Source organism: Pseudomonas sp. LBUM1645 (assembly GCF_059716185.1).
Genome location: NZ_CP166811.1, coordinates 3,975,110 through 4,001,836, shown reverse-complemented (window position 1 = coordinate 4,001,836; position 26,727 = coordinate 3,975,110). Strand labels below are relative to the sequence as shown.

Below are 26,727 nucleotides of genomic sequence, written 5' to 3'. Positions count from 1 at the left end.
CCCGTATGCGCTGATTTCAGAGCAAAGCGCAAAAGTCTCTGCGCTGTAATGCGTACAGAGAGAGGGGTGCGGTTTTTGAAGTCGCTGATTCGAAAGGATGAGGCGACTGCAGCAAATCGCTGAATAACACCAATCGGAGCGTAAAAAATGCGAATGAGCAACGCAAAAGCACTATTGGGTTACGGCGTTCTCCTGCTGGCGAGCAGCAGCGAGGCGCATCAAATCTGGTATGAACAACCACCCGGGCAACCCCTGGCGTTGTACTACGGGGAATATGACAAGAACATGCTGGAAGTCACACCGGGCGGGATGGACCGGTTCCAGCAACTCAAGGGCTGGTCGATCAGCAACAAGTCCCAGCCGTTAACACTGACCTTGCAGCGCCAGGCCTTTGCGGTGGCCCATAAAACCCGTGCCGATGACTCGCTGCTGGCCCAGGACCCGCACTATCCGATCTTCGATATTCATGAGGCCGACAAGGCGCTGAAGACCCACTGGACGCCGGCGACCCGTTGGGTCGGTGACTTGCGCGCACGCACCCCGGAACTGACCCTGGACATCGTGCCCACCGGCGTCGCCGATGCAGGCAAGGCGCAGTTCCAAGTGTTCTATGCGTCCAAACCGTTGGCCGATCAGGACGTGGTGCTGGAAACCGGCTCCGGTGAAGTATTCACCCAGCGCACCGATGCTGCGGGCAAAGTCAGCTTCGAGCTGCCGTGGCAGGGCACCTACGTGGTGGCCGTCGAGTACAAGGACCGCACGCCCGGCGAGCGCATCAGTCCTCAAGGCAAGGCCGAGCCGTTCGATATAAAGAGCTTCAGTTCGACACTGTCGTTCTATCGATCACAGGGCCAGACGCCGTTGCCGCGCGCGCCATCGCAGCTGCCGGCATCGGAAGTCGCCAGGCTGAAGAAACAAGCCTGATCCCTCGACCACTACATGAGTGACTGATATGACCCAATCTTCAGGATTGGCAGGGCAGGCGACAACCGCTTCCCCTGCGCTTGCAACCAGTGCCGTCAAGGCCAACACCCGCATGCTGGCGATCGACGCCCTGCGCGGTTTCGTCATGCTGTTGATGCTGATCGACCACGTGCGGGAAACCTTTCTGCTGCACCGTCAGGTCACCGATCCGATCGATGCGTTGAGCGTCACACCGGACCTGTACTTCACCCGCATGCTCAGCGAGATCTGCGCCCCGGCGTTCATCTTCCTCACCGGTTTGTCCGCCTGGCTGTACAGCCAGAAACATACGGCGAAAGAAACCTCGGTGTTCCTGCTCAAGCGCGGGTTGTTCCTGGTGTTTCTCGAAGTCACCTTCGTGTGCTTTGCCTGGAACGCCGAGTTCCCGCCCAAGACCCTGTGGCTGCAGGTGATCTGGTGCATCGGCATCTGCATGATCGTGCTCGCCGGTTTGCTGCACTTCAAACGCAGTTGGCTGATTGTGCTCGGGGTGGCCATTGTCGCCGGGCACAACCTGCTCGATGGCGTGACCGTGGGGCCGGAGTCGCCGTTCTTCGTGCCGTGGTCGATCCTGCATCAGCGAGTGTTCATCGACATCACCGAGTTCACCCGAGCCCGCACCACGTACCCGGTATTGCCCTGGATTGGCGTGATCCTGCTGGGGTGGGGGATCGGGCCGTGGTTCGGCAAGGACATGGACCCGGCCGAGCGGATTTCCCGCCTGCTCAAACTGGGTGCAGGCCTGCTGGTGGCGTTCGTGTTCATTCGCTACTTGAACGTCTATGGCGAGAAACCCTGGGTGCAGACCGGTGACTCGCTGCGCACCTTCATGAGTTTCATGAGCGCCAAGAAGTACCCGCCCTCGCTGATGTTCCTGATGCCGACGATTGGCCTTTCGCTGATCTTGCTGGCGCTGTTCGAGAAGCTGCAGGATCGCTGGTCCACGGCGACCCTGGCGATTTACGGCGGGGCGCCGATGTTCTTCTATTTGCTGCACTTGTACGTACTCAAGGCCATGTACCTGGTGGCAGTCGCAATCTGGGGCGCCAATCAGGGTGCCTACTATGGCTTCGATAACCTGCCCACGGTGTGGCTGTGGAGTGTGATCCTCGGGGTGTTGCTGTTCTTCCCGACGCGCTGGTTCGCCAACCTCAAACAGCGCCGTCGCGATATCGCGATCCTCAAATACCTCTGAGGTGACCTACGGTGTCCCCCGTTCGGCGGGACACCTTGCAGACCCCGAATTCTGTGGAGTTGCACTGTGAAAACCCTATCGACGCATACCCTGCTATTGGCATTGGGCGGGCAGTCCCTGCTCGCCCTGGCTTCAGAGCAAGACACCGCAAAAGGCTTTATCGAAGACAGCCAATGGAGCCTGCTCAACCGCAGCCTCTATGACCGTCGCGACTATGAACACGGCTCACTGAGCAATGGCGCGCGCAATGCCTTCAAGCCCCGGGCCGAACGCAGCGACCTGGCCGAGGAGTGGGCCTACGGCCTGATGGCCGATTTCACCTCCGGCTACACCGCCGGCACCGTGGGGCTGGGCATGGACGCTCACGTCTATTCCGGCTGGGAACTGGACAGCGGCGGCGGGCGGGCCGGCAAGGCGCGGGTGTTGGGCGTGGACAATGACGGGCACCCCAAGGATGAGTTCAGCCGTGGCGGTGCCGTGGCCAAACTGCGGTTTTCCTCGACTGAATTGCGTTACGGCGAGCAGCGGGTGAAAACCCCGGTGTTCGGTTCCTCCGACAGCCGCTTGCTGCCGGAGACCGCCACCGGCTGGCTGCTGACCAGTCGAGAGCTGCCCGCCACCACCCTGTATGGCGGACATTTCAACGAGAGCACCGACCGCAACGCCACCAGTCATGACCAAGGCTTTGTGGTCAATTACTCCAACGGAAAACAGGGCGACAGCTTCGATTTGGTAGGGGTGCGCAACACGGCGGTCAAAGGGCTCAACGCCAGCCTGTTCAGCGCGGACTACGCCGACACCTGGCGACAGCACTACCTGGGAGCGGTCTACACCCAGCCGTTGGCGGAAGGCCAGGACCTGATCTTTGATCTCAATCTGTATCGAACCCAGGACACTGGAAAAGCCTTGTCCGGCCGCATCGACAACACCACCTGGAGTTTGCTGTCGACCTACAAACTCGGGGCCCACAGCTTCGGCCTGGGCTATCAAAAGGTCGATGGCGACACGCCTTTCGATTACGTGACCCGTGGCGCGATCTACCTGAGCAACGCCGTGGCGCTGTCCGATTTCAACGCGCCCCGGGAGGCTTCCTGGCAAGCGCGCTACGACCTGAATATGGCCGGTTACGGCATTCCCGGCCTGACCTTCGGCGCCCTGTACGTGCGCGGCAGCGGCATCGATGGTACGCACATGGACCCGAACGGCGGCTACAAGTGGTTGGGTTACGGGCAGGGCGGCAAGCATTGGGAACGTGATCTGCAGGCCAAATACGTGGTGCAGTCGGGCGTCGCGAAAAACCTCGCGTTCAGCCTGCGCCATGCGGTTCATCGCGGGAATGCGGCGCAAGCAGAGCTGGACGCCAATCAGATCCGCCTGGCGATCGAATACCCGCTGGGTGGCAAATTCTGATCCGGAACGGAATCGCCTTTGTGCACTTTTATAAGGCCACGCAACACACCTCTGCACTATGCGAAGGCAAACATCGGGCTTTGATGGGCGCCCGTGGTCAACGTTTACTGGCGCAAGAACTGCCAATGGCCGACTGGCACAAAGTCTGCAAGACACTGTTCAGGCCCACTGTGAATGCAGTCGAGTGGGCAGCCCCCTCGGTCAACGACGATCGATTGGCCGAACAGGTCGCGGGCAACATCGGTGGATCCGGCATAGATGCCTGACTTAGCACCGTAAACGAACAGGCAAAGACGCCTGGAACCGCAAGGTTTCAGGCGTTTTTTTTTGCTTTTTGAACAGCTATCGACGGGTGTCTCTTATGAATTCCAATGTTGCCACTTTGAACAAGCTGCAAACGCTGATCGTGATCGGCAATGGCATGGTCGGACATCATTGTGTCGAACAGCTGATCGAACGTGGTGCCCTTGATCACTATCGCCTGCACGTGTTCAGCGAGGAGCCGATGCGTGCCTACGACCGCGTGCACCTTTCCGAGTACTTCTCCGGCCGTGATGCCGAGTCGCTGGCCCTCGGTGAAGCCTCGCTGTACCAGACCCCGGGCGTCACGCTGCATCTGGGGGTGCCGGTCCTGGAAATCGACCGCGCACGCCGCCAGGTGATCACCGCGCAAGGCTGCGTCTCCTACGACAAATTGGTGCTGGCCACCGGGTCCTATCCGTTTGTGCCGCCGATCGAAGGCGCAGAGGGCGATTCGCGCCTGGTGTATCGCACCCTTGAAGACCTCGACGCCATTCGTGCCGCGGCAAGCAACGCCCGCCGCGGCGTGGTGGTCGGCGGTGGCTTGCTGGGCCTGGAAGCCGCCAACGCCCTGAAAACCCTGGGTCTGGAAGCCCACGTGGTGGAATTCGCCCCGCGCCTGATGCCGGTGCAGCTGGACGAATACGGTGGCCTGGCGCTCAAGGCGCAGATCGAACGCCTCGGCGTCGGCGTGCATTTGTCGCGCGGTACGCAATCGATCAGCGCAGGCGAGGAATACCGCTACCGGATGAACTTCGGCAATGACGAATTCCTTGAAACCGACCTGATCGTGTTCTCCGCCGGCATCCGTGCGCAAGACACACTAGCCCGTCAATGCTCGCTGGAAGTCGGCCCGCGCGGTGGTGTGGTGATTGACGACCAATGCCTGAGCAGCGATCCGAACATCTATGCCATCGGCGAGTGTGCCGCGTGGAACGGCAGCATCTTTGGTCTGGTTGCACCCGGTTACCAGATGGCGCGCGGCGTCGCCGCACTGTTGTGCAACGAAACCGCCGAGCCGTTCATGGGCGCGGACATGTCGACCAAACTCAAACTGCTGGGCGTCGATGTCGGTTCCATCGGCGACGCCCACGGCAGCACGCCGGGCGCGCGCAGTTATCAGTTCATCGACGAAACCACGGCCAGCTATCGACGCCTGGTGGTGGACGCGACCGGCAAGCACGTACTCGGCGCGGTGCTGGTCGGTGACAACAGTTATTACGACACGCTGCTGCAATACATGCAGAACGCGATTGCGCTGCCGGCGGAACCCGCCAGCCTGATTCTGCCGTCGTCCGAAGGCGCGCCGACCCTGGGCCCGGGCGCGTTGCCCGAAGCAGCCACGGTGTGCTCGTGCCACAACGTCACCAAGGGCTCTATTTGTTCGGCCATCGACGGTGGCTGCACCGACCTCGGCCTGCTCAAATCGCAGACCAAAGCCTGCACCGGTTGCGGCGGTTGTGCCGGGCTGCTCAAGCAGGTTTTCGAACATGAGTTGATTGCCCGTGGCGTCAGCGTCGACAAGAGCCTGTGCGAACACTTTGCCTATACCCGTCAGGAGCTTTATGCGCTGGTGCGGGTAGAAGGGGTGATCACCTTCGAAGAACTGCTGGCCAAGCATGGTCGTGGTCACACCGGTTGCGACGTCTGCAAACCAGCGGTGGGCTCGATCCTCGCGTCGTGCTGGAACCAGCCGATCATGGACGCCTCACTGGTGCCGCTGCAGGACACCAACGACACCTTCATGGCCAACATGCAGAAAAACGGCACCTATTCGGTGGTGCCACGCATCCCCGGTGGCGAGATCACCGCCGACAAACTGATCGCGATTGGCGTGGTGGCGAAGAAATACGACCTCTACACCAAAATCACCGGCGGCCAGCGTATCGACCTGTTTGGCGCGCAGTTACATGAACTGCCTGACATCTGGGCCGAGCTGATCGAAGCCGGTTTCGAAACCGGGCACGCCTACGGCAAATCGACCCGTACCGTGAAGTCGTGTGTCGGCAGCACCTGGTGCCGTTATGGCGTGCAAGACAGCGTGCAAATGGCCCTGACCATCGAGGACCGCTACAAGGGCCTGCGCTCGCCGCACAAGCTCAAATTCGCGGTGTCCGGTTGCACCCGCGAGTGCGCGGAGGCCCAGAGCAAAGACGTTGGCGTGATCGCCACTGAGAAAGGCTGGAACCTTTACATCGCCGGTAATGGCGGCATGCGCCCACGTCACGCCGAGCTGTTCGCCACCGACCTCGACGATGCGACCCTGATCCGCTACATCGACCGCTTCCTGATGTTCTACATCCGCACCGCCGACAAATTGCAGCGTACCTCGGTGTGGCGCGAAAGCCTGGAGGGCGGCCTCGATTTCCTTAAGGACGTGATCATCAACGACAGCCTCGGGCTGGGTGAAGAGCTCGAATCGCAGATGCAACTGGTGGTCAATCGCTATGAATGCGAGTGGGCCAACGCCCTCAAAGACCCGGAAAAACTCAAGCGCTTCCGTACCTTCGTCAACGATAAACGCCCGGACCCGGACATCCACTTTGTCCAGGAACGCGGCCAGCGGCGCCCGATCATGGCCGCCGAACTCAACCTTATCCCTGTTACCGAGGAGATTGCCTGATGAGCCAGTCCAATACCCAACGCATCGATTCCCTGGAAAACACCGAGGCCTGGCAAACGGTGTGCGAGCAACAGGACCTGGTCAGCAACTCCGGCGTCGTCGTCTGGCTCGACGGCGCGCAAGTGGCGCTGTTCTATCTGCCGGGTGCCGAGGGGCGGACCCTCTACGCCATCGACAACCATGACCCGCAATCCGGGGCGAATGTGATCGGTCGCGGGTTGGTGGGCAGCATCAAGGGGGATCTGGTGGTTGCATCGCCGATCTACAAACAGCATTTCCGTCTTGAGGACGGTAGCTGTCTGGAGTATCCGCAACAGCGTCTGCGTGTCTGGCCCGTGCGGTTGAACAGCGGTGTGGTGGAAGTCGGGGTACACGTATGAAAACAGCCGCTCAACTGCTCAAACTCAAGGTCGTGCAAAACCGCCAGGTGCATAGCATCGCGCCGGATGAAATGGTGCTTGAAGCCTTGAGGATCATGGCCGAGAAGAACGTGGGTGCGTTACCGGTGATTGAGGCCGGGCAGGTGGTCGGCGTGATCAGCGAGCGCGACTATGCGCGCAAGGTGGTTCTGCAGGGGCGCTCTTCGGTCGGTACGCCGGTGCGCGACATTATGAGTGCGCCGGTGGTGACCGCTGATAGTCAGCAGAGCATTGAGCGTTGCATGGCGGTCATGACCGACAGTCATCTGCGTCATCTGCCGGTGGTGGATGGTGGCGAGCTGATTGGTCTGTTGTCGATTGGGGATCTGGTCAAGGAGGCTATCGTTGAACAGGCGGATCTGATTCGGCAGTTGGAGCACTACATTCGCGGGCACTGAACGGGTCTGGGCCATGGTGTTCAGTTAAGGTTGGGGTACATATCCGTTTCTGCGGTGATGGCTGCTGGCGGTTTCGCTTTTACAGCGAGTCACTTTTGACAAACGCCTCAAAAGTAACCAAAAAGTCTTGCCCCTCCATTCGGTGCCTCGCCTAGGCTCGGCATGCCCTCACTCCGGCATTGCTCCGGGGGCCCGCCGCCATCGGCCATTCATGGCCGGGGGCGGCTACCGCGGCATCCTTGCCGCGGTGCCCCCTGCGCAACGCCTGCGTTCGGCCTCTGGGAAAGGGGCAACAGATCAAAATCAAAAGCCACAGCAAGATCAAAAGATCGCAGCCTCGTTTCACTCGACAGCTCCTACAGGGGGGAAGGGGTGTACGCACGCTCCTCACCACTCAACAGGCCGAGCGTTAGCTCGCCTGCAGCTTTTGATCTTGATGCACCGCCCCATCGAGAGGCCGAGAGGAGGTTCTGCGCAGTGGGCAACCCGGCATGGATGCCGGGTTAGCCGCCCCCGGCCATGGATGGCCGATGGCGGCGGGCCCACGGAGCAGGACCGGAGCGAGGGCATGCCGAGCCTAGGCGAGGCACCGAACGAAAGGGGCAGAAGCGCTTTGGTTACTTTCCGCCGGGCCGCGCAGGCTTTTCGAAAGTGACTCGCTGTAAAAGCGAAACCGATAGGCGCCGTGACCGCAGAAACGGATATGCACACGGTTTTGCGGCTTTCTTGATCGGTATCAACCGCATACCCAGGCAGTCTCTGTAGTCTCCAGAGACCGACAGCCAATGCGCTCACCCCAATGTTCGCCGTAGCGCGGGTTGCCTTGACCCAAGGCGAAAACACCATGATCTATCCGCTGATTCTGACCTTGCACCTGTTTGCCGCGCTGATCTTCATCGGCACGGTGTTCTTTGAAGTCCTGTTCCTGGAAAGCATCCGCAAACAGCTACCCGCCAGGGTGATGCCGCTGGTCGAACAGGGCATCGGTCGCCGCGCTCGCTCACTGATGCCGTGGGTGCTGCTGGTGTTGTTCGGCGCGGGACTGGGCATGGTCTGGTTGCGCTACTTGCCAGCCCTGGCCTCACCACTGGCCTCATCGTTCGGCACATTGCTGGCGTTGAAAATTGCAGTGGCCGCGAGTGTGCTGCTGCATTTCCTCGGAGCCATGTTTTTGTTCAAAAGCGGCCGAATGAGCCCGCGATACCTGCACTTCATCCATGGCAGCCTGTTTTGCCACATGGTCGTTATCGTGCTGCTGGCCAAGGGCATGTTTTACCTGACGTGGTAATCGGGCTGGACCGGTGGTCCGTTGTGCAGACACTTCGCTTGCGCTTGACGCAAATCAAGGAGCATTGATGGTTAAACCCGGAGACTGAAAGTCCGCAGCCAGTCTCGGAGACCGTCATGCTCGATTTATTTCACAACCCCGTCGAGTTGATCGCTCGGTGCGATCAAGGCGTGCTTGACCCTAACTGTCATGCCGACACGCAAAAATTTCATGACGGTATTGGCTCTCTGGACCTGCTTCGTGCATTGCGCGTCAGCCGCCAGAAGTGCCGTCCGCTGTCCCTGAACGTGCAGCTGCCTTCCAGCCTCAAGCCGTCTTCCTGTGCCTCGCGTGATATCGCCGACGAGAACAACGGTATCGAGCAGTACCTTCAGCACCTGGAGCGTGAAATCGACCTCGTCGGTTGTCACCTGGGTGCAGAGCAACGGGTCGAGCAGTTTCATCTGGGGGGCGGAACCCCCACGCCTGCCCATCTGCAACGGCTGATGAGTCATCTGCGTGGCCGGTTCAATTTTCTCGAACATGAAGGCGGCGACTACAGCGTCGAGGTAGACCTTCACCACACCGACTGGTCGACCATGGGGTTGTTGCGCGACCAGGGTTTCAATCACGTCAGCATCGGCGTGCCGGATATCGACGCCGACTGTGACAGGTCGGTGGCGTGCTACCAGAACCCGGCGCCGATCCAGTCGCTCATGGATGCCGCGCGCACCTTTGGGTTTCGGTCCATCAACGTCGATCTGGGGTTTGGCCATGCCTGGCAGACGCCAGACAGTTTTGCGCTGAAGCTGGCGACCATTATCGAACTGGAGCCGGACCGGCTGATGGTGTTCGATTATGCCCGACCACCACGGCGCTATCGGCCGGTGCTCGGTGACAAAGTCAGAGAGTTGTGCAGCCAGGACGATAAAGGCGCGATGCGCCAGATCTGTTTCGAGCAACTGCTTGGTGCGGGTTATCACTACATCGGTCTGGGGCAGTTTGTCCGGCCTGATGACGATTTGGCGGTCGCCCAGGAGCGCGGCCGGTTGCGCCGTACCTGTGAGGGTTTCTCCCGTCACGGCTATTGCGATCATGTTGGATTCGGTTTGGGATCGATCAGCCAGATCGACGATTTGTACACGCAAAACACCGACGAGATTGAACGCTATCAGCAGCAACTGGACATGCGGCAATTGCCGACGTGTCGAGGCTGGCGCTTCGAGGCGGGGGATCAGATCAGGCAAATGGTCATGGAGCGTCTGGCCTGTGATCAAGAACTGGATATCCGCGCCATCGAGCGGCGCTACGGGCTGGTTTTTTCCAAGTACTTCTCAGCCGTCTGGCCGTTGCTGGAGCAATTGAGCCGGGACGGGTTGATTGAATTATCAGACCGTTTCATCAGCATCCTTCCCGCCGGTCGGCCGGAAGTGGATGCCATCTGCAACCTGTTTGAAAAGGATTTTGGCGGGCCCATTGCGAGTTGATCGATCATGAACAAGACTTTTGATTTCAATCGCGCCCTGGTCGAAAAGTATGACCGCCCGGGGCCGCGCTATACCTCTTACCCTACGGCGCCACAGTTTCACCAGGCGTTTGCCGTTGACGACTATCAGCGTGCCGCCCGCGACAGCAATCAGGTGGCCGCGCCGAAACCGTTGTCGGTGTACATCCACATTCCGTTCTGCAAAAGCCTTTGTTACTACTGCGCCTGCAACAAAATCATTACCCAGAAAACCCATCGCGCAGTCGAGTACCTGAAGTACCTCAAGCGTGAAATCGCGATGCAGGCGGCTCTGTTCGACGGCACCCGAAAACTCACACAGCTGCATCTGGGCGGGGGCACACCGACCTATTTGACCAGCGAACAGCTGGCGGACCTGATGGACTGCCTGCACCAGGCGTTCAACATGGATGACAGCGATGACCATGAGTTCTCCATCGAGGTCGACCCGCGCACCATCAGCACCGAGCAGATTCAATCGTTGCGCCAGTTGGGCTTCAATCGCCTGAGTTTCGGCGTGCAGGATTTCGACCCCGACGTACAGGCGGCGGTCAATCGCCAGCAAAGTGAAGAGCAGATTTATGCGCTGGTCGCGGCGGCGCGCGAGGCGCAATTCAAGTCGATCAGCGTCGACCTTATCTACGGTTTGCCGCTCCAAACCGTGACGAGTTTCGACGTCACCCTCAGCAAGATTATCGCGCTGCGTCCGGACCGGATTGCCGCCTACAGCTACGCGCATTTGCCGGAGATGGTCCGCGCGCAACGGTTGATTCGCCCCGCCGACATGCCGCCACCGGAGCGCAAGCTGGAACTGCTCGAGCTGACCATCCGCCGTCTGACCGAGGCCGGTTACGTCTATATCGGCATGGATCATTTCGCCTTGCCGGAAGACGAGCTGGCGCTGGCCCGGGCCAATGGCACGCTGCAGCGTAATTTTCAGGGCTATTCCACCCATGCCGACTGCGATTTGATCGGCCTTGGGGTGTCGTCGATCGGCAAGGTCGGCGACAGCTACAGCCAAAGCGTCAAGGAGCTTTCGCAGTACTACGCGCGTATCGATCAAGGGTTGTTGCCGGTGCATCGCGGTTACCGCTTGAACGCCGACGACCTGCTGCGCCGCGAGGTGATCAGCGACCTGATGTGCCACGGCCATATCGCGTTCGAAAAGTACGAGGCGCGGCATGGCATTCGTTTCACCGAGTACTTTGCCGAGGCGCTGGCGCAGCTGGGCGAGCATGTGCGCGATGGATTGCTGCAGATTCACCGCGACGAATTGGTGCTGCTGCCACAAGGGCATTTGATGATGCGCAGTGCCGCGATGGCGTTTGACGCCTATCTGGGTGGTGAGCAAAAAGGCCAGTTTTCACGCACGGTCTGAGACCGAAAGCCCTTTCGAAAATCAGCGAACCCATGACAATCCATCAGCCTTCGATACACGGCAACCTACGCGCCTGGGGCGTCGAACCGTTGATCGCGGTCGACGTGACGGACGATCCCGGCCTGAAGGGCTGAGCAACCCCCTTGAAACATAGAAACCACCTGGCGGAATTTTTTTTGAAATCAAGGGGTTGCCAGCTTCGGGAAATCAGTACATAATTCACGCCATCGAAAGCACTGATCGCTGAAAAAGCTCAATGTTTTCAAGGAGTTAGGTCACGAATCTTACTCCAAGTTTGTACGCGTTTGATGTCGTGCTACTGACATCAGATGTTTGAGGCCGAGTAGCAAAATGGTTATGCAGTGGATTGCAAATCCACCTACGCCGGTTCGATTCCGACCTCGGCCTCCACTTTAAACGAGCTCCGTAGATCTATGATTTACGGAGCTTTTTTATTTGCACTGCCCTGCAAGATTTAGTCTTGAAAAGGCCAGTCGCGAACTTGCTTCACCGGGGCGGGATGTATATATTTCCTCCTCTGCTGCACAGGCGTCAGAACTGCCAGATCGTTATTTGACAGTCTCCAGACTGCTTCACCGCGCTACCGCCCGAATGGCGAAACTGGTAGACGCATGGGACTTAAAATCCCCCGCTCGTAAGGGCGTGCCGGTTCGATTCCGGCTTCGGGCACCATTTAAAATCAAGGGTTTGCGGGCGAAAGCTGATGCAAACCCTTGTTTGTTTCTGGCTTGCTGTTTTTAGCCCGTGGCAGTTATTGACCCCGACCGCTAGCCCCTGGATTAGCGCCGCGTCGATCTTGGCCAGAAGGGTTGCCGATATCGACAAGCCTTCTCTCTACCAAGACATTTTGAAGGGCCTGACGGGCTGCAGCGTCTAGCTGGTCTTCTCTCTCCTTGAGTTCAAGCAAGATTGGGCTGGACCAGGTGCGATAGGTTTTCTCGGTATCTCGAATTGATGTCATCTGTCCCCTCCTTGATGAGTGCCCGCCAACACCGTCGGCGCAATTTCGATTCGATAGAACCCTAGTCGAGAAATCTGTTTGCCGCCAAAAAATGGCAGGGTGCCAGGGGCTTAAAAATCATCTAACTAACGCACACCCGTTATCCCAATCGAAAGCGCACGCTGCTTCAATTTCATCCCTCATTTGCCCAGACGCCCGTAGCAGCTGTGCGCCGAACATAGTCGGAAAAGTCCCGCGCCGGCCGACCCAGTGCACGCTGGACGCCATCGGCTACCGGTGTATTGCGACCATCAAGCACGGTGGTGAAGAGATACAGCACCAGGTCGATCAGTTGCACTGGAAGTTGTTCCTGTTCCAACGCCTGACGATAAGCGTCCGGCGGCACCGCGGCGAATCGGATTTCGCGTTTTGTCGCACGGGCGATTTCGTCGACGGCTTCGGCAAAGGTCAGCGCTCGTGGGCCCGTCAGTTCATAGAGTTGGCCTGAGTGTTCTGGTTTGATCAGCGCCTCGACAGCGATCTCGGCGATGTCTTCTGCATCGATAAAGGGCTCTGCGATATGACCGACGGGGAGGGCCAGTTCCCCTTGAAGGATAGGTCCCAGGAAGTGCGCCTCGCTGAAATTCTGGAAGAACCAGCTGGCCCGCAGGATTGTCCAGTCGACTCCGCTGTTCTGGATGACGCGTTCGGCCTGTTCTGCTTCGACCTCGCCGCGCCCCGACAGCAGCACCAGTTTGCTGACACCGCTTTTGACCGCCTGATCGGTGAATGCCTGAACCGTTTCGAGCGCGCCGGGGACGGCGAGGTCTGGTTGAAAGGAGAGGTAGACCGCGTGAATGCCATCAAGCGTAGCTTCCCAGGTAGCCCGATCTTCCCAGTCGAAGGGTGGCGTCGCCACACGGGAACCCAGGCGGACAGGCAGGCCGGCAGTTTCCAGTCGTTGGGCAATTCGCCGACCGGTTTTGCCCGTCGCGCCGAGAATCAGGATGTTCTCTTGAGTGGTTTTCATCGCGTTCATCTCCATCGGGTTAATGTGAGTGATGCTCACGTTAAAAAGATGATAAACCCTCACGTTATGCCGTCAATCAACAGAACTGAAGAAACCGACGTATGGACGCTACCTGTTGGGCGCGCTCATAAGCGGTGCTAAGGTGAGCCTATGTCATGTTTATTGAACGGGAAGCGCACCAGTGCCCAAGAAAATTCCTGAGGTGCCCGAGTCGCTTGTTTCAGAGCCGACCCGGCGCACCCCCACGCAACAACGCAGTCGTGAGCGTCAGGAGCGAATTCTGGCCGTGGCAACTCAACTGATCGAGACCAAGGGCAGCGATCAATTAAAAATGAGTGAAATTGCCGAGCGTTCAGAGATATCGATCGGATCGCTTTATCAATACTTTCCCGACAAGAGTTCGGTGATTCGCACGCTGGCCGAGCGCTATAACGCCGAAAGCCGTCGTTGTATCGAAGAGGCGTTGGGTGCAGTCGAGGACGCGCAAGGATTGCAAGCAGCCTATTCGGAGCTGCTCGATCAGTATTACGAGATCGTTTTTGCTACACCGGCGATGCGTGATATCTGGTCCGGGATGCAGGCAGACAAACAGCTCATGGCGCTGGAGCTGCAGGAGAGTCGTATTGCGGGCGGGTTATTGGCTGACGCGATGCTTCGGGTATTCCCCGACAGCGATGCGTTGCGGGTTCGGGAATCTGCGTTTCTGATCTGGCATTTGGGGGAGGCGACGATGCGGCTGGCCATCTCATGCGCACCCGAGGAGGGGCGTGGTCTGGTCGAAGCCTTCAAACGCATGTCGTTGCTGGAAATCATGGCGCCAGCGGCCGGATCGAGTGAACTCGATTCAGCCGCCGATGCTGTCAGCTAAACGAAAGGCTGACCGGTGAAACCACGAGGCAATCGTTGCAGTCCTTCCATGGCGGTGAGCCGTTCGACCCAAGCCGCGCGCCAGTCATTGGCTGTATGCGTAACTTTGGCTTTGCGTGCGGCGCGGCGTGCAGCGTTGCGCTGGTCTTTGCGCGCATCCTTGAACGCGTCGGTGTTGCGGCAGCTTCTGCATTTCACCCGGGTAAGTTCGCTGGTTGAAACGAGCTTGCTGCCTTTGTGACCGCAGGCCAGATGCCCGCCGACTTTGAAGTGAGTAACCATCAGACGCCTCCTTCGTGACGTGTGATCGTTTGACCTCGCGCGTACGGTGACGTTCGTTGCATGCGTAATGGAAAAAAAAGGCCCGCATGCGGGCGGGCCAGGGGGATTCTTCAAAGGAGTCCGGTCAATCTAGAGCCTGAGATGTGAACACTGTGTGAAACAGACTGCGCAGCCATAAAAAAGCCCAGCGCTAGGCTGGGTTGGGGATGTAGCAGGAAGCGTTCAGGCAAGGACGCACCCGGTGACGATAAGGTCGCCGTTTATGCGTCCTGAATCAGGCCGTGTCCTTGAGGATGTCCAGATCGAATCATCTGAACCGCGGCAGGGGCGGATCGACAGGTTTGAGCGACGACAGCGTATTGCGAATCAGTGGCGCGTCCTTCTCGATGTCGTTCAGACGATCACGAATTCTGAGGGCCGTCGGATGACCACCTTGATGATCGACCCAGTCGGCGATCTCCTTGCATGCCGCTGCCAGGCGAGCCTGACGGGAGTCGAGCAGGGTGAGCAGAGTGGTGATGGACTCTTTTTCGGACATGGCAAACACCTCCGTTCAAGAAACCTGTATTTGGCAGCAAAAAGCCCGCAGGGAGCGAGCTTTCAGCCGTTGGGGTTGCTGTTCCTTCAGCTTTTTCAGTATAGACCCCTAAATGGCAGGTGACCTCAGCCTTCTCGGACCGTCACTTGCGACCTGGCATTCAGCTGCCGGCATTCACGCCGGGCGTCTTCTTCACGATCGAAACCGTCACCGATGAAGCCGCGGGTTCGAGTATCGGTGATGCGATACCAGACGGCGGCGTCGGGTGGTGGATGGTCGGGTTCTCCGGCCCGGCGACCATGGATGATGATCTTGTTGCATCGCTTCACAACGAAAATGTCTTCCATGGCTCACCGCAGCTAATTCAGGTTCACATCAACTATAGAAGCCATTGGCGATCATGCAAAAAAATAGACAGGTCAGTTCGTCGCCTCAGCCATTGCGACCCTCATCTCCAAAAACACCGCCAGCCCGACTTCCTCTGCCCTGAGCCCTTTGCGCGCTCGTGGTCTGGGCAGCTCAGCCAACGCACCCAAAAGAAAACCATCGAGCACCGCCGGGTGGATGTAGCACTTGCGACAGACGGCCGGGGTGTTGCCCAGCTGTTTGGCAACGTTCTTGACCATCTCCACCACATGCCGTTTGGCGTCCGACTCAGGCTCCCACTGCAGTTTCCGCAACACCGCCAATGCCAACGCGCTGCCGGCCCAGGTGCGGTAGTCCTTGGCGGTGAAGTCGGCACCGGTGAGTGTCTGCAGGTAGGCGTTGACGTCGGAGGAACTGACGGTGTGCCGCTCACCGTTTTCATCCAGGTACTGAAACAGGTTTTGCCCCGGAATTTCCAGGCAACGTTTGATGATCCGCGCCAGGCGTCGGTCTTTCACGGTGATCTGGTGCTCGACGCCGCTCTTGCCGCGAAACTGGAACAGGATCGCATTGCCGTTGACTTCGACGTGACGGTTGCGCAGGGTGGTCAGGCCGTAGGATCGGTTGTCCCGAGCGTACTGGGTGTTGCCTACCCGGATCAGCGTCGCATCGAGCAAGGTGATGACCGTGGCCATGACTTTGTCGCGACTGAAGCCGGGAGCCGCCAGCAGTGCTTCAAGCTGTTTGCGCAGTTTCGGCAGCGCCAACCCAAAGTCCCGCAAACGTGAGTACTTGTCAGCATCACGCACTTCTCGCCAGCGCGGGTGATAGCGGTATTGCTTGCGACCCCGGGCATCACGACCGGTAGCTTGCAGATGGCCGCGCGGGTCTGCGCAGATCCACACATCGGTGTAAGCCGGGGGCACGGCGAGGGCATTGATGCGTTTGATCTCGTCTTGATCGGTAATGCGCTGACCCGCAGGGTCGAAGTAGCAGAACTTGCCGCGCAGTTTCTTGCGGGTGATGCCGGGCTGGGTGTCATCGACGTAATGCAGGTCGGATGGCAGCGCATCGGGCCGCGCGGTATCGGGCATGGCGGTAGTCCTTGGCGGTGGATCAGGGGCCGTTACAGCCATTGACCGCGCGCCGTTGCAGTCGTGCCAGCGGATTTACGCCAGCACCGCAACCGCCTTGATCTGTGCCCAGAGTTGTTGGCCGGGGTGCACGCCCAATTGGTCCCGGGAGTAGCGGGTGATCCGCGCCAGCAGCGGTGTGCCGCCAGCGTCCAGACGGATGAGCACGTGGGCGGCATTGTCCGCGCCCATTTCACTGATCACGGTGACCGGCAGGCGATTGAGGATGCTGCTTTGCTCGACACTTTGCAGGCTCAGGCTGACATCCCGCGCCTGAACCTTGCAACGCAGCGCCTGGCCCAAGGTCATCGGTGAGTGAGCTACCCGAATATTCAGGGTCGTGTCGGGCAGTTGCAGGGTCAGCAACTGGTAGTCGGCGTCATGGGCGCTGACGTGCCCCTCGATCACCACTCCGGCGTCGTCGCCCAGCGCCATTGGCAAGTCGAGACGGGCCAGGGTTTCGCCAATAGGGCCGCTGGCCAGCGCCTTGCCTTCACTCAGCAAGACGATGTGGTCGGCCAGCCGCGCGACTTCATCCTGTGAGTGGCTGACGTACAGCACCGGGATGTCCAGTTCATCGTGCAGTCGCTGCAGGTAAGGCAGGATTTCGTTTTTGCGTTGGCTATCCAATGCCGCCAGCGGCTCGTCCATCAGCAACAGTTTCGGGCTGGTGAGCAGGGCGCGGGCGATGCCGACCCGCTGCCGTTCTCCGCCGGAAAGGTGCTGCGGATGGCGATCCAGCAAATGGCCGATCCCGAGCAGTTCAGTCGCGTGTGCCATGTCGACCCGTCGCTGCGGGCGAGGAATGCGCTTGAGTCCGAACTGCAGATTGGCCAGCACCGACAGATGGGGAAACAGGCTGGCTTCCTGGAAGACGTATCCCAGCGCACGTTTGTGTGGTGGCACGAAAATCTTTTTGTCGCTGTCTTGCCAGACTTCATCGTTGACCTGGATGAAACCTTGCTCGGCCTTCTCCAGGCCGGCGATGCAACGCAGGCAGGTGGTCTTGCCCGAACCGGAATGACCGTAAAGGGCAGTGACGCCGCGGCCGGGCAATTGCAGATCCACTTCCAGGGCGAACCCCGAATACCTCAGTTTCAGACGCGTATGAATCATTGATCAGCTCCAGCCCGCTTTGGTTTTACGGCTGGAGTAGAGCGCCAGCAACACAATAAAGGAGAACACCAGCATCGCCCCGGCCAGCCAATGGGCCTGGGCGTATTCCATGGCTTCGACGTGATCGTAGATCTGCACCGAGACCACGCGAGTCTTGTCGGGAATGTTGCCACCGATCATCAGCACCACGCCGAATTCACCCACGGTGTGGGCGAAACCGAGAATGGCAGCGGTGATGAAACCGGGGCGGGCCAGCGGCAGGATCACGCTGAAAAACGTGTCCCAGGGATTGGCGCGTAAGGTCGCGGCCACTTCCAGTGGGCGAGTGCCGATGGCGGAAAAAGCGTTTTGCAGTGGCTGGACCACGAACGGCATCGAGTACAGCACCGAGCCGATCACTAACCCTGCAAAACTGAAAGTGAGGGTGCCAAGTCCCAGTGATTGGGTGAAGTGGCCGACAAACCCGTTAGGGCCGAGCGCCAGCAACAGATAAAAGCCTATCACCGTCGGCGGCAGCACCAGGGGCAGGGCGACGATCGCCCCGACCGGGCCGCGCAACCACGAACGGGTGCGCGACAGCCATAACGCAATCGGAGTGCCGATGACCAGCAGGATAACCGTCGTCAGCGACGCCAGTTTCAGGGTCAGCCAGATGGCAGAAAAGTCGGCACTTGATAGCGTCATTTAGAGTTGGTAGCCGTAGGATTTGATGACAGCGGCGGCTTTCGGACCTTTGAGGTACTCAACCAGCGCCTTGGCGGCCGGGTTGTCCTTGCCTTTGTTGAGGATCACCGCATCTTGTTTGATCGGGTCGTGCATGCTGGCTGGAACGATCCAGGCCGAGCCGCCGGTGACTTTGCCGTCTTTGTAGATCTGCGACAAGGCCACAAAACCCAGTTCGGCGTTACCGGTGGAGACGAACTGGTAGGCCTGGGTGATGTTCTGGCCTTCAACGATCTTGGCTTTGACCTTGTCGGTCAGGCCCAGCTTGGCCAGCACCTGAGTAGCGGCCAGACCGTAAGGCGCCGCTTTCGGGTTGGCGATGGACAGATGCTGATACTGGTTGTCGCTCAACACTTTGCCCTTGGCATCGACGTAACCTTCTTTCGCCGACCACAGCGCCAGGGTGCCGACGGCGTAGGTGAAGCGCGAGCCCTTGACCGTGTCGCCTTCGGTTTCGAGTTTTTGCGGGGTGGTGTCGTCCGCCGAGAGGAACACTTCGAACGGTGCGCCGTTCTTGATCTGGGTATAGAACTGGCCGGTGGCACCAAAGGAGGTGACCAGTTTATGCCCGGTGTCTTTTTCGAAATCGGCGGCGATCGCCTGAATCGGTGCCGTGAAGTTGGCAGCGACGGCAACCTGGACTTCGCCCGCCTGGGCGGACCCGAAAGCGAACACTGCAAGCAGGGTTGCCAGGCAGGTGGGGGCAAAACGTGAGGCACGAATGGTCATGAAACGGCTCCGTTATAGGCAAGTGCAACGAGGGGGTGAAACGCTATATAGCGGAATATATAGCGAAATGCCTGCAAACGGAACTTTGTAGGAGTGAGAGACGTTCAGTTGTGATGAGGAGCTAACCTGTGGCGAGGGGGCTTGCCCCCGTTCGGCTGCGAAGCAGTCGCAAAGCTTTTGGGGCCGCTGTGCGACCCAACGGGGGCAAGCCCCCTCGCCACAGATTTTTGCGCCTAGCGCCGAGTGAGCTTCGCCAATCCTTCCTCAGCCAGACGCCGGGTCAGTTCAGCCGTGGTCATTTCAACGCCCAGCGTGAATGCCTGACCCGCCCAGAGATTGCTGAAATCCGCTTCCCCCTTGGCCCGCAACGGCATCAGCGCACCACCCGCTAGCGGGAACGCTGGTGCTTTGTCGCTCATCGGCCCGAGTTCGCGCATCACCCGATTGAGAATTCCGCGCGCCGGGCGTCCGGTGAAAATGTTAGTGACGGCCGTTTCACTTTCCTTGGCCGTGCGCAACGCCTTGTGATGAGACGCGCTGACCTTGGCCTCTGGCGTGAACAAGTACGCAGTGCCCACTTGCACCGCCGAAGCCCCTAACAGGAAAGCCGCCGCGACGCCTCGTGCATCGGCAATCCCGCCGGCAGCAATCACCGGCACTTTCACCGCATCGACGATCTGCGGCACCAGCGCAAAGAGGCCCACCTGGCTGCTCAGATCATCACTGAGAAACATGCCCCGATGGCCACCGGCTTCGTACCCCATGGCGATGATCGCGTCACAACCCTGCTGCTCGAGCCAGATCGCCTCTTCGACGGTGGTGGCCGAGGAGAGAATTTTCGCTCCAGTGGCTTTCACGCGATCCAGCAGGGACTTTTCCGGCAGGCCGAAGTGGAAACTCACGACTTCGGGGCGAAACTCTTCGATCACTTCGCAGGCCGCGTTATCGAACGGCGCTCGATTGGACACCGGCGTCGGCGCGTCGAAGTCCACGCCAAGTTCCCGGTAGTAGGGTTCCAGCAGATTCTTCCAGTCTTGAGCGCGTTGCTCATCGGCGGCGGGAGTCTGATGGCAGAAGTAGTTGACGTTAATCGGACGCTGAGTGTGTTGACGAATCGTTTTCAGCTCCTCGCGCAACTGATCGATGCTCAACATGGCTGCCGGCATCGAGCCCAGGCCACCGGCATTACTGGCTGCGATAACCATGGCCGAGTTGGTCGCGCCGGCCATGGGCGCCTGGATGATCGGAAGCTCAATGCCAAGCAGATCAAGAATGCGGGTGTCTGGCCATTTGCTCATTTGAAGGGTTCTCCGACGTCATAACAGGGCAGGGACGGTAGGACCGTTTTTGTATCAGCAATGACTGACATAAGGCCAGTCGAGTTTTCGTTCTGTGTGCCACTCTTGGCTTAAAGTCGAGTACGGTGAAATGTTGCTATGTGTTATTTCAACTGCAAGACAACTGAGTGATTCCATCTGGAGGCAGCAATGTTCCAAGGCATTTTGATCGACAAAGACGACAGCGGTTACCGGGCCACACTGCAAGAGATCAATGACGATCAACTGCCCGAGGGCGATGTGACAGTGCGTGTTGCGTACAGCACGCTGAACTTCAAGGATGGCCTGGCAATCACCGGCAGCAGCCCGGTGGTGCGAAAATTCCCGATGGTGCCGGGGATCGATCTGGCAGGCACTGTCGAAGTCAGTGGGCATCCGGACTACAAGGTCGGTGATCAAGTCGTACTCAATGGCTGGGGAGTTGGCGAAGGACATTGGGGCGGACTGGCGCAGAAGGCTCGCTTGAATGGCGACTGGCTGATTCCGCTGCCTAAGGCATTCACCACGGCGCAAGCGATGGCCATCGGCACGGCGGGTTACACGGCGATGCTGAGCATCCTGGCGCTGGAACATAATGGCGTGACGCCCGAGCAGGGCGAAGTTTTGGTCACCGGCGCCAATGGCGGTGTAGGCAGTTTCGCCATCGCACTGCTGAGCAAGCTCGGCTATCGGGTGGTCGCCTCAACCGGCCGCACCTCCGAACACGATTACCTCAAGCAACTAGGCGCCAGCGAAATCATCGACCGCGCCACGCTGTCCGAGCCGGGCAAACCCTTGGCCAAGGAGCGTTGGGCGGCGGTCATCGACTCGGTCGGCAGTCACACCCTGGCCAATGCCTGTGCCAGCACCAAGGCCAATGGCACTGTTGCCGCGTGTGGCCTGGCACAAGGCATGGACTTCCCGGCTTCAGTTGCACCGTTCATTTTGCGCGGCGTGACCCTGGCCGGGATCAACAGCGTGACTCAGCCCAAAGCCAGGCGGATACTGGCCTGGAATCGTCTGGCCAAGGATCTCGACTTCACCTTGTTGCCGCTGATCAGCCACGAAATCGGCTTGAGCGAAGTGATCGAAGCTGCACCGCGATTACTCGCCGGTCAATTGCGTGGTCGGGTGGTGGTCGACGTCAATCGTTGACTGTCTCACCGCCAATCAAACTGACAAACGACAGAGACAAGGACTATCGACCATGGATGTAAAGCAGCGTGAAGTGCGGCCCTTTAGTGTCTCGGGCCTGCAAGTGCGCACCTGCAATGCCGCAGAGCAGCAACCAGACACGGCGCGCATCGGCCCGATGTGGGAACAATTCTTCGTTGAGGAAATCTTCGACAAGATTGCCCACAAACAGCCGGATTCCTTTATGTACGGCGTCTATTCCAACTACGAGTCCGACGCTTCGGGCTACTTCGATGTGACTGCGGGGGCGGCGGTCACCGCGCCCTCCGAGGACTTTCCGCAGGTTCAGGTGGAAGGAGGCGAATACCTGGTGTTCAGCGCCAAAGGGGCGATGCCAGATAGCGTCATTCAGACGTGGGGCCTGATCTGGGCCTACTTTAAGGACAACCCGCAGATTTGCCGCTCGTTCGCCACAGACTTCGAGGTCTATACCAGCCCGGATTCAGTGTCGGTCTATATCGGCATTCAGGACTCAGACGGGTTTTCGCGCTCAAGCAACTGACGCTTGCGTTCCACACCCCAGCGATAGCCCGACAGGTTGCCGTCGCTGCGCACCACGCGGTGGCACGGAATCGCCACCGCCAGGTTGTTCGCGCCGCAGGCTTGAGCCACGGCGCGCATCGCTTTTGGCGCGCCGATTCGTTGAGCGATATCGGTGTAGCTGGCGGTGCAACCGGCGGGAATCTCCCGCAGGGCTTGCCAGACCCGTTCTTGAAAAGCGGTGCCACGCACATCCAGCGGCAAGTCCAGGCCCAGGGCCGGCGCTTCGATAAAACCAACCACCTTGGCGATCAGTTGCTCGAACTCTTGGTCGGCGCCAATCAGATTCGCACGGCGAAACTTGTCCTGTAGATCGCAGACCAGTTGGTGCGGGTCATCGCCCAACAGGATCGCGCAAACCCCCCGTTCACTCTGCGCCACCAGAATCGCCCCCAAGGAACACTGGCCGACGGCAAAACGAATGTCGTTGTTCTGACCGGCCGCGCGGTAATCACCGGGTTTCATGCCCAATAGCTGATCGGCAGCTTCATAGAAACGACTGTTGGAGTTGAAACCGGCGTCATACAGTGCGTCGGTCACTGAGCCTCCGTCCGCGAGACGATCACGGACCCTGCGGGAACGATGGGCCGCGGCGTAGCCCTTGGGCGTCAGGCCGGTAACCGCTTTGAACACCCGATGGAAGTGAAAGCTACTCAGGCCCGCAGCAGAAGCCAACTCGCTCAGAACAGGCAGATTCTCCGCGGTCTCGATCTGGCGGCATGCGGCCGCCACGGTCGCAGCATGTTGCGCGGCGATGTCGCTTTGATCCTTCGCGGCGCGTTTGCTGGGGCGATAACCCGCGGCCTGGGCCTGCTCGGCAGTGTCGAAGAACTCGACATTCTGCGGTTTCGGCAAGCGCGCCAGGCTGCTGGGGCGGCAGTAAATGCCGGTGGTTTTCACCGCGTACACAAACTGTCCGTCTGCCCGGGGATCACGCGCGACGACGGCGGCCCAGCGAGGATCGTTCTCGGTGGCGATCTTTGTCGAATGGCTTGTCATGGCTTCATGTCCGTTGATCCGTTTCATGCAGATTAACCAGCCGACGGGGTCGCTGCACCCCGGGTCTTGCGGTCGAATTCGAAGGCTTCATCCGGCGGTACGAAAGGTGAAGTTGATCCGTTGTTCGCCTAGTCGCGGGTGTTGGCCGTCCTTGATCGGCAAGACCCCGTGATAACGCAAGCGATCCACGCCACCCCAGACCACGATGTCGCCATGCAACAGCGGCACTCGTTGGCTTTTATCGCTGCGTTCGAAGCCGCCGAACAGGAACATCGCCGGCACTCCCAGGGACACTGAAACAATGGGCGCTGCGTAGGAAGCTTCGTCTTTGTCCTGGTGCAACGACATCTTGGCTCCGGGAATATAACGGTTGATCAGGCAGGAATCAGGCACGAAATCCGCAAATCCTGCTTCCCGCGCCGCCGCTTGTGCCAGTTCGAAAAACACCTCGGGCATTTTCGGCCAAGGTTGACCGGTCAGCGGATCATGACGGGTATAGCGATAACCGCTGCGGTCGGTGGTCCAGCCCAGCGCGCCGCAACTGCTCAAGGCGACCGACATGGTAAAGCCCCCGGGCGTGATCATCTGCCGAAACGGCGCAGCCGCCAAAACCGCGTCCAGTGCGGGCAGCAACTGATCCAGCCAGGGCAGGGCAAAGCCTCTGAGGACGCAGGACTGTTCGCCGATCCGATCGAGCCTGGGTTGCTGCTCGGGTTCGGCGTCGGCAAACAAGTCGAAGGTGGTCGGGCTCATGGGGTCATAACGCGTCGTGAAAGATGATTCCAAGGGTATGCCGTTTTCCACTGTGCAGGCGACTCACGCCGTGGCGCAGGGTGACTCGGTAATAACCACGAACGCCTTTTACCGGTCGTTGGTTGACGGCAAAGATCAGCGCGTCACCTTTCTTCAGGCCAATGACCTGGGGGCGCGACTGCATTCGAGGGCGCTGTTCCGTCAGTACGAACTCGCCACCGGTGAAGTCTTCGTCCGGCTCTGACAGCAGAATCGCCACTTGCAACGGGAAGACGTGTTCGCCGTACAGGTCCTGATGCAAGCAGTTGTAGTCCTGCGGTCCATATTGCAGCAACAACGGCGTCGGGCGTTCCTGACCGGCGGCATGGCAGCGTTCGAGGAACGCTTCATGGGTTTCAGGGAATCGGGTCGACAGGTCCATGTGCTCGTACCAGCGATTGGCAATGGGCACCAGGCGAGGGTAAAGCGCACCCCGCAAACGGGCGATGACATCTGGCAACGGGTATTTGAAGTATTTGTACTCGCCACGGCCAAAGCCGTGACGAGCCATGATCACTTGCGAGCGAAAGGGTTCGGCACTCGCATACAGAGCGCTGATTTCATCGCAAGTCTCGTGGCTTAACAGCGACCTGATGATCGCGCAGCCATCCTGATCGAGTTGCTGTGTCAGCGTTTCCCAGACCAGTCCATCAAGAGAACGCTCGCTCATCGCTGCGCCTCACGATCCAGCAGTTGCCGTTTGCGCTCCAGCCCCCAACGGTAGCCGCCAAGGCTGCCATCCTGACGCAGCACTCGATGGCACGGCACGATAACCGCCAGCGGGTTTGCTCCGCAGGCATTGGCCACCGCCCGAAAAGCCGTGGGTTGACCCAGTTGTCGCGCGATATCCAGATAGCTGGCGGTTTCACCCACCGGTATTTGCCGCAGGGCATCCCAGACTCGCCGTTGAAAAACGCTGCCTGTCAGATCCAGCGGAAAATCCAGGGTGGTGCGCGGGTCTTCGAGGTGGCGCAGGGTTTGCTCCAGCGCAGGCATCAAGCCTTCATCGCGCTGCGGTGCTTGTTGGCCGGGGAAGCGTTGCGAAAGATCGCGTTCCAGCATTGCCAGATCATCACCGATCAGCAGCGCACACAAACCCTCGGCGCTGAACGCGAGCAGCAAGACGCCAAGGCTGGAAGTGCCGCTGATGAAGCGAATCGAGGAAGTAGACATGTTCTGACTCCTTAACCAAAGGTTGAGGTGGCCAGTCTAGGGAACGGGGTTGGAGTGAACACTCCGGCGCTTGCGGTCGAATTCCAGAGGCAGGAGCAGACGTCCATGTTGTCGCTCCGGATCCCGTTACAACGCTTTGCTGACGCTTATTTCGCTGATGACGTCTTCGCTTTGGCCATGAATGGCGTCCAGAGCGGTCTTGGCTTCTTCTTCGGTGCCGTTTTCAAGCTGGGCAAATTCGAAGCGACGCTCACCATTGAGTTTGTATTTGATGACGTATTTGGTCGTTTGGGCCACGGTCATACCTGCTTGTCTTGGTGTTTGGGTGTCACTCAGCTCAGTTTCGTGCTGGAGCGGCGGATGATCTTGATGGTGTGAGTCAGGGTCGGTTTGCGCGTCACGCTGATCGGCCGGCGGTTGACCGTGTCGATAGTGATGTTCCAGAAACCGGTGCTCGGTGCAGTAATCCGGGCAGGGAAAGTGTCGAATGCTCCGCCATGGTAAGTGTGGCGGCCGCCATTCTTGAAGCTGCGGAAATTGGCGTCGTTCATCAAGCGGATATTGCATGTTTGGGAGCATTGAATGACGACGATGTCGTCTTCGTTGAGGTGCTCGCGCTGGTGGATAAATTTCATGAGGCGCCTCCAGAAGGGCTTTTTCTACAAAATCAAAACGATAGCATGTGCGATTGGCGCAGTTTATCAGCCCGAACGGGTTATTATCCGGTCGTCGAGGTCTGCTTTGACAATTAAAAACAGTTATACGGAATTCTATGAGCGATAAACGCAGCGAGCCTCGGAGAAAAACAGCATTTGTACTGTCGGAGTGTCTTTATCGGAGGTGTTGTATGAAGTGGGGTGTGCTGTTCCTGCCTATGGCGATAGCGATGAGTGGTTGTGCGAGTGTTTCGGAGATCAATGAGACGTTGCCGACCATGAGCGTGATTTCAGGCAAGAAGCCTCATGAGTACGCGCAATGCCTGACCGAAAAACTGGCCAGCAGCCGCGGAGCCCTGCAAGTCGAGCCGCACAAGGACGGAATGCGAGTCATCGTGCCGCAGAAGTTCTCCTCGGGCCCGGCCGCGGTATTTGATATCGAGGACCGCTCCACTGGCAGCAGCATCAAGCTGCATGAGCGCATTTCCAATGTGCCGTTGCGCCCCATGGATGTACGCAATGCCGCTACGGCGTGCATTTCCGGCTGATAGACTGTCGCCCGTCAGCACCAATGCCGCCAAAGCAGCGCTTTGGCGGCATTGTCATTTCTGGAGTCGAGCATGAAGCGAGAGCAGGTACGGGAGCGCCATGCAGAGGGTCACATCTCTGCCACCCACGTGATTCAGAATCCGGCGGATCCGGAAGAATGGATCGTGTTTTTCAAGAAAAGCGCCGGGCGCAGTTATTTTCTGGTGGATGAAAACGATGAAGTCGAATCCTTCAGTAGCCTCGATGAATTGATCGAGACGGTGCGCGGCCTCGGGATCAAGTTCGCCGAAATTCACATGTAGGGCA

31 protein-coding genes and 2 tRNA genes are annotated in these 26,727 nt (G+C 59.1%); 17 read left to right on the top strand and 16 right to left on the bottom strand.

Annotated features, from left to right (window positions below):
• Positions 1-153 precede the first annotated feature (153 nt).
• From ACA079_RS17895 to ACA079_RS17840, 12 genes are all read left to right on the top strand, one after another.
• A complete protein-coding gene (locus ACA079_RS17895) occupies positions 154-924 on the top strand; it encodes a DUF4198 domain-containing protein (protein ID WP_497700299.1) in 771 nt (256 codons plus the stop codon).
• Between the two features lie 28 nt (positions 925-952).
• Positions 953-2,158: an acetyltransferase domain-containing protein gene (locus ACA079_RS17890; protein WP_497700298.1), complete on the top strand. Its 1,206-nt coding sequence runs from the start codon at positions 953-955 to the stop codon at positions 2,156-2,158.
• Between the two features lie 66 nt (positions 2,159-2,224).
• Positions 2,225-3,568 (top strand): OprD family porin, encoded by a 1,344-nt coding sequence (locus tag ACA079_RS17885; RefSeq protein WP_497700297.1) that lies wholly within the window; start codon positions 2,225-2,227, stop codon positions 3,566-3,568.
• A gap of 20 nt (positions 3,569-3,588) precedes the next feature.
• Entirely contained in the window at positions 3,589-3,834 is a 246-nt protein-coding gene (locus tag ACA079_RS17880; protein WP_497700296.1) for a hypothetical protein, read from the top strand.
• Positions 3,835-3,929: 95 nt separating this feature from the next.
• Positions 3,930-6,491, top strand: coding sequence for a nitrite reductase large subunit NirB (gene nirB / locus ACA079_RS17875; RefSeq protein WP_497700295.1), 2,562 nt, complete (start codon positions 3,930-3,932; stop codon positions 6,489-6,491).
• A complete protein-coding gene (nirD, locus tag ACA079_RS17870) occupies positions 6,491-6,871 on the top strand; it encodes a nitrite reductase small subunit NirD (RefSeq protein WP_497700294.1) in 381 nt (126 codons plus the stop codon). Before nirB ends, nirD begins: the two co-directional genes overlap by 1 nt.
• Entirely contained in the window at positions 6,868-7,308 is a 441-nt protein-coding gene (locus ACA079_RS17865) for a CBS domain-containing protein (RefSeq protein ID WP_129444742.1), read from the top strand. The genes nirD and ACA079_RS17865 overlap by 4 nt, the downstream gene beginning before the upstream one ends.
• 844 nt (positions 7,309-8,152) lie before the next feature.
• On the top strand, positions 8,153-8,596 hold the full coding sequence (locus ACA079_RS17860; protein WP_497704340.1) for a CopD family copper resistance protein: 444 nt from the start codon (positions 8,153-8,155) through the stop codon (positions 8,594-8,596).
• A gap of 116 nt (positions 8,597-8,712) precedes the next feature.
• A complete protein-coding gene (locus ACA079_RS17855; protein ID WP_497700293.1) occupies positions 8,713-10,062 on the top strand; it encodes an oxygen-independent coproporphyrinogen III oxidase in 1,350 nt (449 codons plus the stop codon).
• A gap of 6 nt (positions 10,063-10,068) precedes the next feature.
• Positions 10,069-11,457: an oxygen-independent coproporphyrinogen III oxidase gene (gene hemN / locus ACA079_RS17850; RefSeq protein WP_497700292.1), complete on the top strand. Its 1,389-nt coding sequence runs from the start codon at positions 10,069-10,071 to the stop codon at positions 11,455-11,457.
• Positions 11,458-11,794: 337 nt separating this feature from the next.
• A tRNA-Cys gene (locus ACA079_RS17845) sits at positions 11,795-11,868 on the top strand.
• Between the two features lie 195 nt (positions 11,869-12,063).
• Positions 12,064-12,150 (top strand) — tRNA-Leu (locus ACA079_RS17840).
• A gap of 79 nt (positions 12,151-12,229) precedes the next feature.
• Here ACA079_RS17840 and ACA079_RS17835 read toward each other — a convergent pair.
• The gene (locus ACA079_RS17835) at positions 12,230-12,439 is read right to left on the bottom strand and encodes a hypothetical protein (RefSeq protein WP_497700291.1); all 210 of its coding nucleotides are present in this window, start codon (positions 12,437-12,439) and stop codon (positions 12,230-12,232) included.
• A 172-nt stretch (positions 12,440-12,611) separates the two neighbouring features.
• The gene (locus ACA079_RS17830; RefSeq protein WP_497700290.1) at positions 12,612-13,448 is read right to left on the bottom strand and encodes an NAD(P)H-binding protein; all 837 of its coding nucleotides are present in this window, start codon (positions 13,446-13,448) and stop codon (positions 12,612-12,614) included.
• Positions 13,449-13,629: 181 nt separating this feature from the next.
• On the opposite strand from ACA079_RS17830, the gene ACA079_RS17825 reads away from it, so the two are divergent.
• Positions 13,630-14,316, top strand: coding sequence for a TetR/AcrR family transcriptional regulator (locus ACA079_RS17825; RefSeq protein ID WP_497700289.1), 687 nt, complete (start codon positions 13,630-13,632; stop codon positions 14,314-14,316).
• On the opposite strand, the gene ACA079_RS17820 is transcribed toward ACA079_RS17825, so the two are convergent.
• From ACA079_RS17820 to ACA079_RS17785, 8 genes are all read right to left on the bottom strand, one after another.
• Complete coding sequence (locus ACA079_RS17820) at positions 14,313-14,597, bottom strand: hypothetical protein (RefSeq protein WP_046047412.1); 285 nt, start codon at positions 14,595-14,597, stop codon at positions 14,313-14,315. The genes ACA079_RS17825 and ACA079_RS17820 overlap by 4 nt on opposite strands.
• A 307-nt stretch (positions 14,598-14,904) precedes the next feature.
• Positions 14,905-15,135 carry a hypothetical protein gene (locus tag ACA079_RS17815; protein WP_010460746.1) on the bottom strand — a complete coding sequence of 77 codons (231 nt, stop codon included), beginning with the start codon at positions 15,133-15,135 and terminating at the stop codon, positions 14,905-14,907.
• 125 nt (positions 15,136-15,260) lie between these two features.
• Positions 15,261-15,482: a hypothetical protein gene (locus ACA079_RS17810; protein ID WP_497700288.1), complete on the bottom strand. Its 222-nt coding sequence runs from the start codon at positions 15,480-15,482 to the stop codon at positions 15,261-15,263.
• A gap of 72 nt (positions 15,483-15,554) precedes the next feature.
• Positions 15,555-16,595: a DNA topoisomerase IB gene (locus tag ACA079_RS17805; protein WP_497700287.1), complete on the bottom strand. Its 1,041-nt coding sequence runs from the start codon at positions 16,593-16,595 to the stop codon at positions 15,555-15,557.
• Between the two features lie 75 nt (positions 16,596-16,670).
• The gene (gene modC, locus ACA079_RS17800) at positions 16,671-17,750 is read right to left on the bottom strand and encodes a molybdenum ABC transporter ATP-binding protein (RefSeq protein ID WP_497700286.1); all 1,080 of its coding nucleotides are present in this window, start codon (positions 17,748-17,750) and stop codon (positions 16,671-16,673) included.
• Between the two features lie 3 nt (positions 17,751-17,753).
• Positions 17,754-18,434, bottom strand: coding sequence for a molybdate ABC transporter permease subunit (gene modB, locus ACA079_RS17795; RefSeq protein WP_074876958.1), 681 nt, complete (start codon positions 18,432-18,434; stop codon positions 17,754-17,756).
• Complete coding sequence (gene modA / locus ACA079_RS17790; RefSeq protein ID WP_497700285.1) at positions 18,435-19,202, bottom strand: molybdate ABC transporter substrate-binding protein; 768 nt, start codon at positions 19,200-19,202, stop codon at positions 18,435-18,437.
• A gap of 233 nt (positions 19,203-19,435) precedes the next feature.
• The gene (locus tag ACA079_RS17785) at positions 19,436-20,500 is read right to left on the bottom strand and encodes an NAD(P)H-dependent flavin oxidoreductase (RefSeq protein WP_497700284.1); all 1,065 of its coding nucleotides are present in this window, start codon (positions 20,498-20,500) and stop codon (positions 19,436-19,438) included.
• Between the two features lie 189 nt (positions 20,501-20,689).
• Here ACA079_RS17785 and acuI point away from each other — a divergent pair, with 189 nt between their 5' ends.
• Both acuI and ACA079_RS17775 read left to right on the top strand, forming a co-directional pair.
• A complete protein-coding gene (acuI, locus tag ACA079_RS17780) occupies positions 20,690-21,673 on the top strand; it encodes an acrylyl-CoA reductase (NADPH) (protein WP_497700283.1) in 984 nt (327 codons plus the stop codon).
• Between the two features lie 52 nt (positions 21,674-21,725).
• The gene (locus ACA079_RS17775; protein WP_497700282.1) at positions 21,726-22,214 is read left to right on the top strand and encodes a GyrI-like domain-containing protein; all 489 of its coding nucleotides are present in this window, start codon (positions 21,726-21,728) and stop codon (positions 22,212-22,214) included.
• Here ACA079_RS17775 and ada read toward each other — a convergent pair.
• The 6 genes from ada to ACA079_RS17745 form a co-directional block, all read right to left on the bottom strand.
• The gene (gene ada, locus ACA079_RS17770; protein WP_497704339.1) at positions 22,178-23,251 is read right to left on the bottom strand and encodes a bifunctional DNA-binding transcriptional regulator/O6-methylguanine-DNA methyltransferase Ada; all 1,074 of its coding nucleotides are present in this window, start codon (positions 23,249-23,251) and stop codon (positions 22,178-22,180) included. The two genes, ACA079_RS17775 and ada, sit on opposite strands and share 37 nt — an antisense overlap.
• 87 nt (positions 23,252-23,338) lie before the next feature.
• Positions 23,339-24,004 (bottom strand): DNA oxidative demethylase AlkB, encoded by a 666-nt coding sequence (gene alkB / locus ACA079_RS17765; RefSeq protein ID WP_497700281.1) that lies wholly within the window; start codon positions 24,002-24,004, stop codon positions 23,339-23,341.
• A 4-nt stretch (positions 24,005-24,008) separates the two neighbouring features.
• Entirely contained in the window at positions 24,009-24,713 is a 705-nt protein-coding gene (locus ACA079_RS17760; protein WP_497700280.1) for a 2OG-Fe(II) oxygenase, read from the bottom strand.
• On the bottom strand, positions 24,710-25,216 hold the full coding sequence (locus tag ACA079_RS17755; RefSeq protein WP_497700279.1) for a methylated-DNA--[protein]-cysteine S-methyltransferase: 507 nt from the start codon (positions 25,214-25,216) through the stop codon (positions 24,710-24,712). Before ACA079_RS17755 ends, ACA079_RS17760 begins: the two co-directional genes overlap by 4 nt.
• A 126-nt stretch (positions 25,217-25,342) precedes the next feature.
• The gene (locus ACA079_RS17750) at positions 25,343-25,519 is read right to left on the bottom strand and encodes a hypothetical protein (RefSeq protein WP_497700278.1); all 177 of its coding nucleotides are present in this window, start codon (positions 25,517-25,519) and stop codon (positions 25,343-25,345) included.
• A 29-nt stretch (positions 25,520-25,548) separates the two neighbouring features.
• Positions 25,549-25,851, bottom strand: a complete 303-nt coding sequence (locus ACA079_RS17745; RefSeq protein WP_024164534.1) for a DUF1883 domain-containing protein — start codon at positions 25,849-25,851, stop codon at positions 25,549-25,551.
• Between the two features lie 212 nt (positions 25,852-26,063).
• Here ACA079_RS17745 and ACA079_RS17740 point away from each other — a divergent pair, with 212 nt between their 5' ends.
• Both ACA079_RS17740 and ACA079_RS17735 read left to right on the top strand, forming a co-directional pair.
• On the top strand, positions 26,064-26,420 hold the full coding sequence (locus ACA079_RS17740; protein ID WP_123364929.1) for a hypothetical protein: 357 nt from the start codon (positions 26,064-26,066) through the stop codon (positions 26,418-26,420).
• A 72-nt stretch (positions 26,421-26,492) separates the two neighbouring features.
• Complete coding sequence (locus tag ACA079_RS17735) at positions 26,493-26,723, top strand: hypothetical protein (RefSeq protein ID WP_415769267.1); 231 nt, start codon at positions 26,493-26,495, stop codon at positions 26,721-26,723.
• Positions 26,724-26,727: the final 4 nt, after the last annotated feature.

What these genes read in the sequence shown, in the direction of transcription:
- ACA079_RS17895 (WP_497700299.1), top strand. Translation starts at nt 154, where the DNA reads ATGAGCAACGCAAAAGCACTATTGGGTTACGGCGTTCTCCTGCTGGCG.
- ACA079_RS17890 (WP_497700298.1), top strand. Translation starts at nt 953, where the DNA reads ATGACCCAATCTTCAGGATTGGCAGGGCAGGCGACAACCGCTTCCCCT.
- nirB (WP_497700295.1), top strand. Translation starts at nt 3,930, where the DNA reads ATGAATTCCAATGTTGCCACTTTGAACAAGCTGCAAACGCTGATCGTG.
- nirD (WP_497700294.1), top strand. Translation starts at nt 6,491, where the DNA reads ATGAGCCAGTCCAATACCCAACGCATCGATTCCCTGGAAAACACCGAG.
- ACA079_RS17865 (WP_129444742.1), top strand. Translation starts at nt 6,868, where the DNA reads ATGAAAACAGCCGCTCAACTGCTCAAACTCAAGGTCGTGCAAAACCGC.
- ACA079_RS17860 (WP_497704340.1), top strand. Translation starts at nt 8,153, where the DNA reads ATGATCTATCCGCTGATTCTGACCTTGCACCTGTTTGCCGCGCTGATC.
- ACA079_RS17855 (WP_497700293.1), top strand. Translation starts at nt 8,713, where the DNA reads ATGCTCGATTTATTTCACAACCCCGTCGAGTTGATCGCTCGGTGCGAT.
- hemN (WP_497700292.1), top strand. Translation starts at nt 10,069, where the DNA reads ATGAACAAGACTTTTGATTTCAATCGCGCCCTGGTCGAAAAGTATGAC.
- ACA079_RS17835 (WP_497700291.1), bottom strand. Translation starts at nt 12,439, where the DNA reads ATGACATCAATTCGAGATACCGAGAAAACCTATCGCACCTGGTCCAGC.
- ACA079_RS17830 (WP_497700290.1), bottom strand. Translation starts at nt 13,448, where the DNA reads ATGAAAACCACTCAAGAGAACATCCTGATTCTCGGCGCGACGGGCAAA.
- ACA079_RS17820 (WP_046047412.1), bottom strand. Translation starts at nt 14,597, where the DNA reads ATGGTTACTCACTTCAAAGTCGGCGGGCATCTGGCCTGCGGTCACAAA.
- ACA079_RS17815 (WP_010460746.1), bottom strand. Translation starts at nt 15,135, where the DNA reads ATGTCCGAAAAAGAGTCCATCACCACTCTGCTCACCCTGCTCGACTCC.
- ACA079_RS17810 (WP_497700288.1), bottom strand. Translation starts at nt 15,482, where the DNA reads ATGGAAGACATTTTCGTTGTGAAGCGATGCAACAAGATCATCATCCAT.
- ACA079_RS17805 (WP_497700287.1), bottom strand. Translation starts at nt 16,595, where the DNA reads ATGCCCGATACCGCGCGGCCCGATGCGCTGCCATCCGACCTGCATTAC.
- modC (WP_497700286.1), bottom strand. Translation starts at nt 17,750, where the DNA reads ATGATTCATACGCGTCTGAAACTGAGGTATTCGGGGTTCGCCCTGGAA.
- modB (WP_074876958.1), bottom strand. Translation starts at nt 18,434, where the DNA reads ATGACGCTATCAAGTGCCGACTTTTCTGCCATCTGGCTGACCCTGAAA.
- modA (WP_497700285.1), bottom strand. Translation starts at nt 19,202, where the DNA reads ATGACCATTCGTGCCTCACGTTTTGCCCCCACCTGCCTGGCAACCCTG.
- ACA079_RS17785 (WP_497700284.1), bottom strand. Translation starts at nt 20,500, where the DNA reads ATGAGCAAATGGCCAGACACCCGCATTCTTGATCTGCTTGGCATTGAG.
- acuI (WP_497700283.1), top strand. Translation starts at nt 20,690, where the DNA reads ATGTTCCAAGGCATTTTGATCGACAAAGACGACAGCGGTTACCGGGCC.
- ACA079_RS17775 (WP_497700282.1), top strand. Translation starts at nt 21,726, where the DNA reads ATGGATGTAAAGCAGCGTGAAGTGCGGCCCTTTAGTGTCTCGGGCCTG.
- ada (WP_497704339.1), bottom strand. Translation starts at nt 23,251, where the DNA reads ATGACAAGCCATTCGACAAAGATCGCCACCGAGAACGATCCTCGCTGG.
- alkB (WP_497700281.1), bottom strand. Translation starts at nt 24,004, where the DNA reads ATGAGCCCGACCACCTTCGACTTGTTTGCCGACGCCGAACCCGAGCAG.
- ACA079_RS17760 (WP_497700280.1), bottom strand. Translation starts at nt 24,713, where the DNA reads ATGAGCGAGCGTTCTCTTGATGGACTGGTCTGGGAAACGCTGACACAG.
- ACA079_RS17755 (WP_497700279.1), bottom strand. Translation starts at nt 25,216, where the DNA reads ATGTCTACTTCCTCGATTCGCTTCATCAGCGGCACTTCCAGCCTTGGC.
- ACA079_RS17750 (WP_497700278.1), bottom strand. Translation starts at nt 25,519, where the DNA reads ATGACCGTGGCCCAAACGACCAAATACGTCATCAAATACAAACTCAAT.
- ACA079_RS17745 (WP_024164534.1), bottom strand. Translation starts at nt 25,851, where the DNA reads ATGAAATTTATCCACCAGCGCGAGCACCTCAACGAAGACGACATCGTC.
- ACA079_RS17740 (WP_123364929.1), top strand. Translation starts at nt 26,064, where the DNA reads ATGAAGTGGGGTGTGCTGTTCCTGCCTATGGCGATAGCGATGAGTGGT.
- ACA079_RS17735 (WP_415769267.1), top strand. Translation starts at nt 26,493, where the DNA reads ATGAAGCGAGAGCAGGTACGGGAGCGCCATGCAGAGGGTCACATCTCT.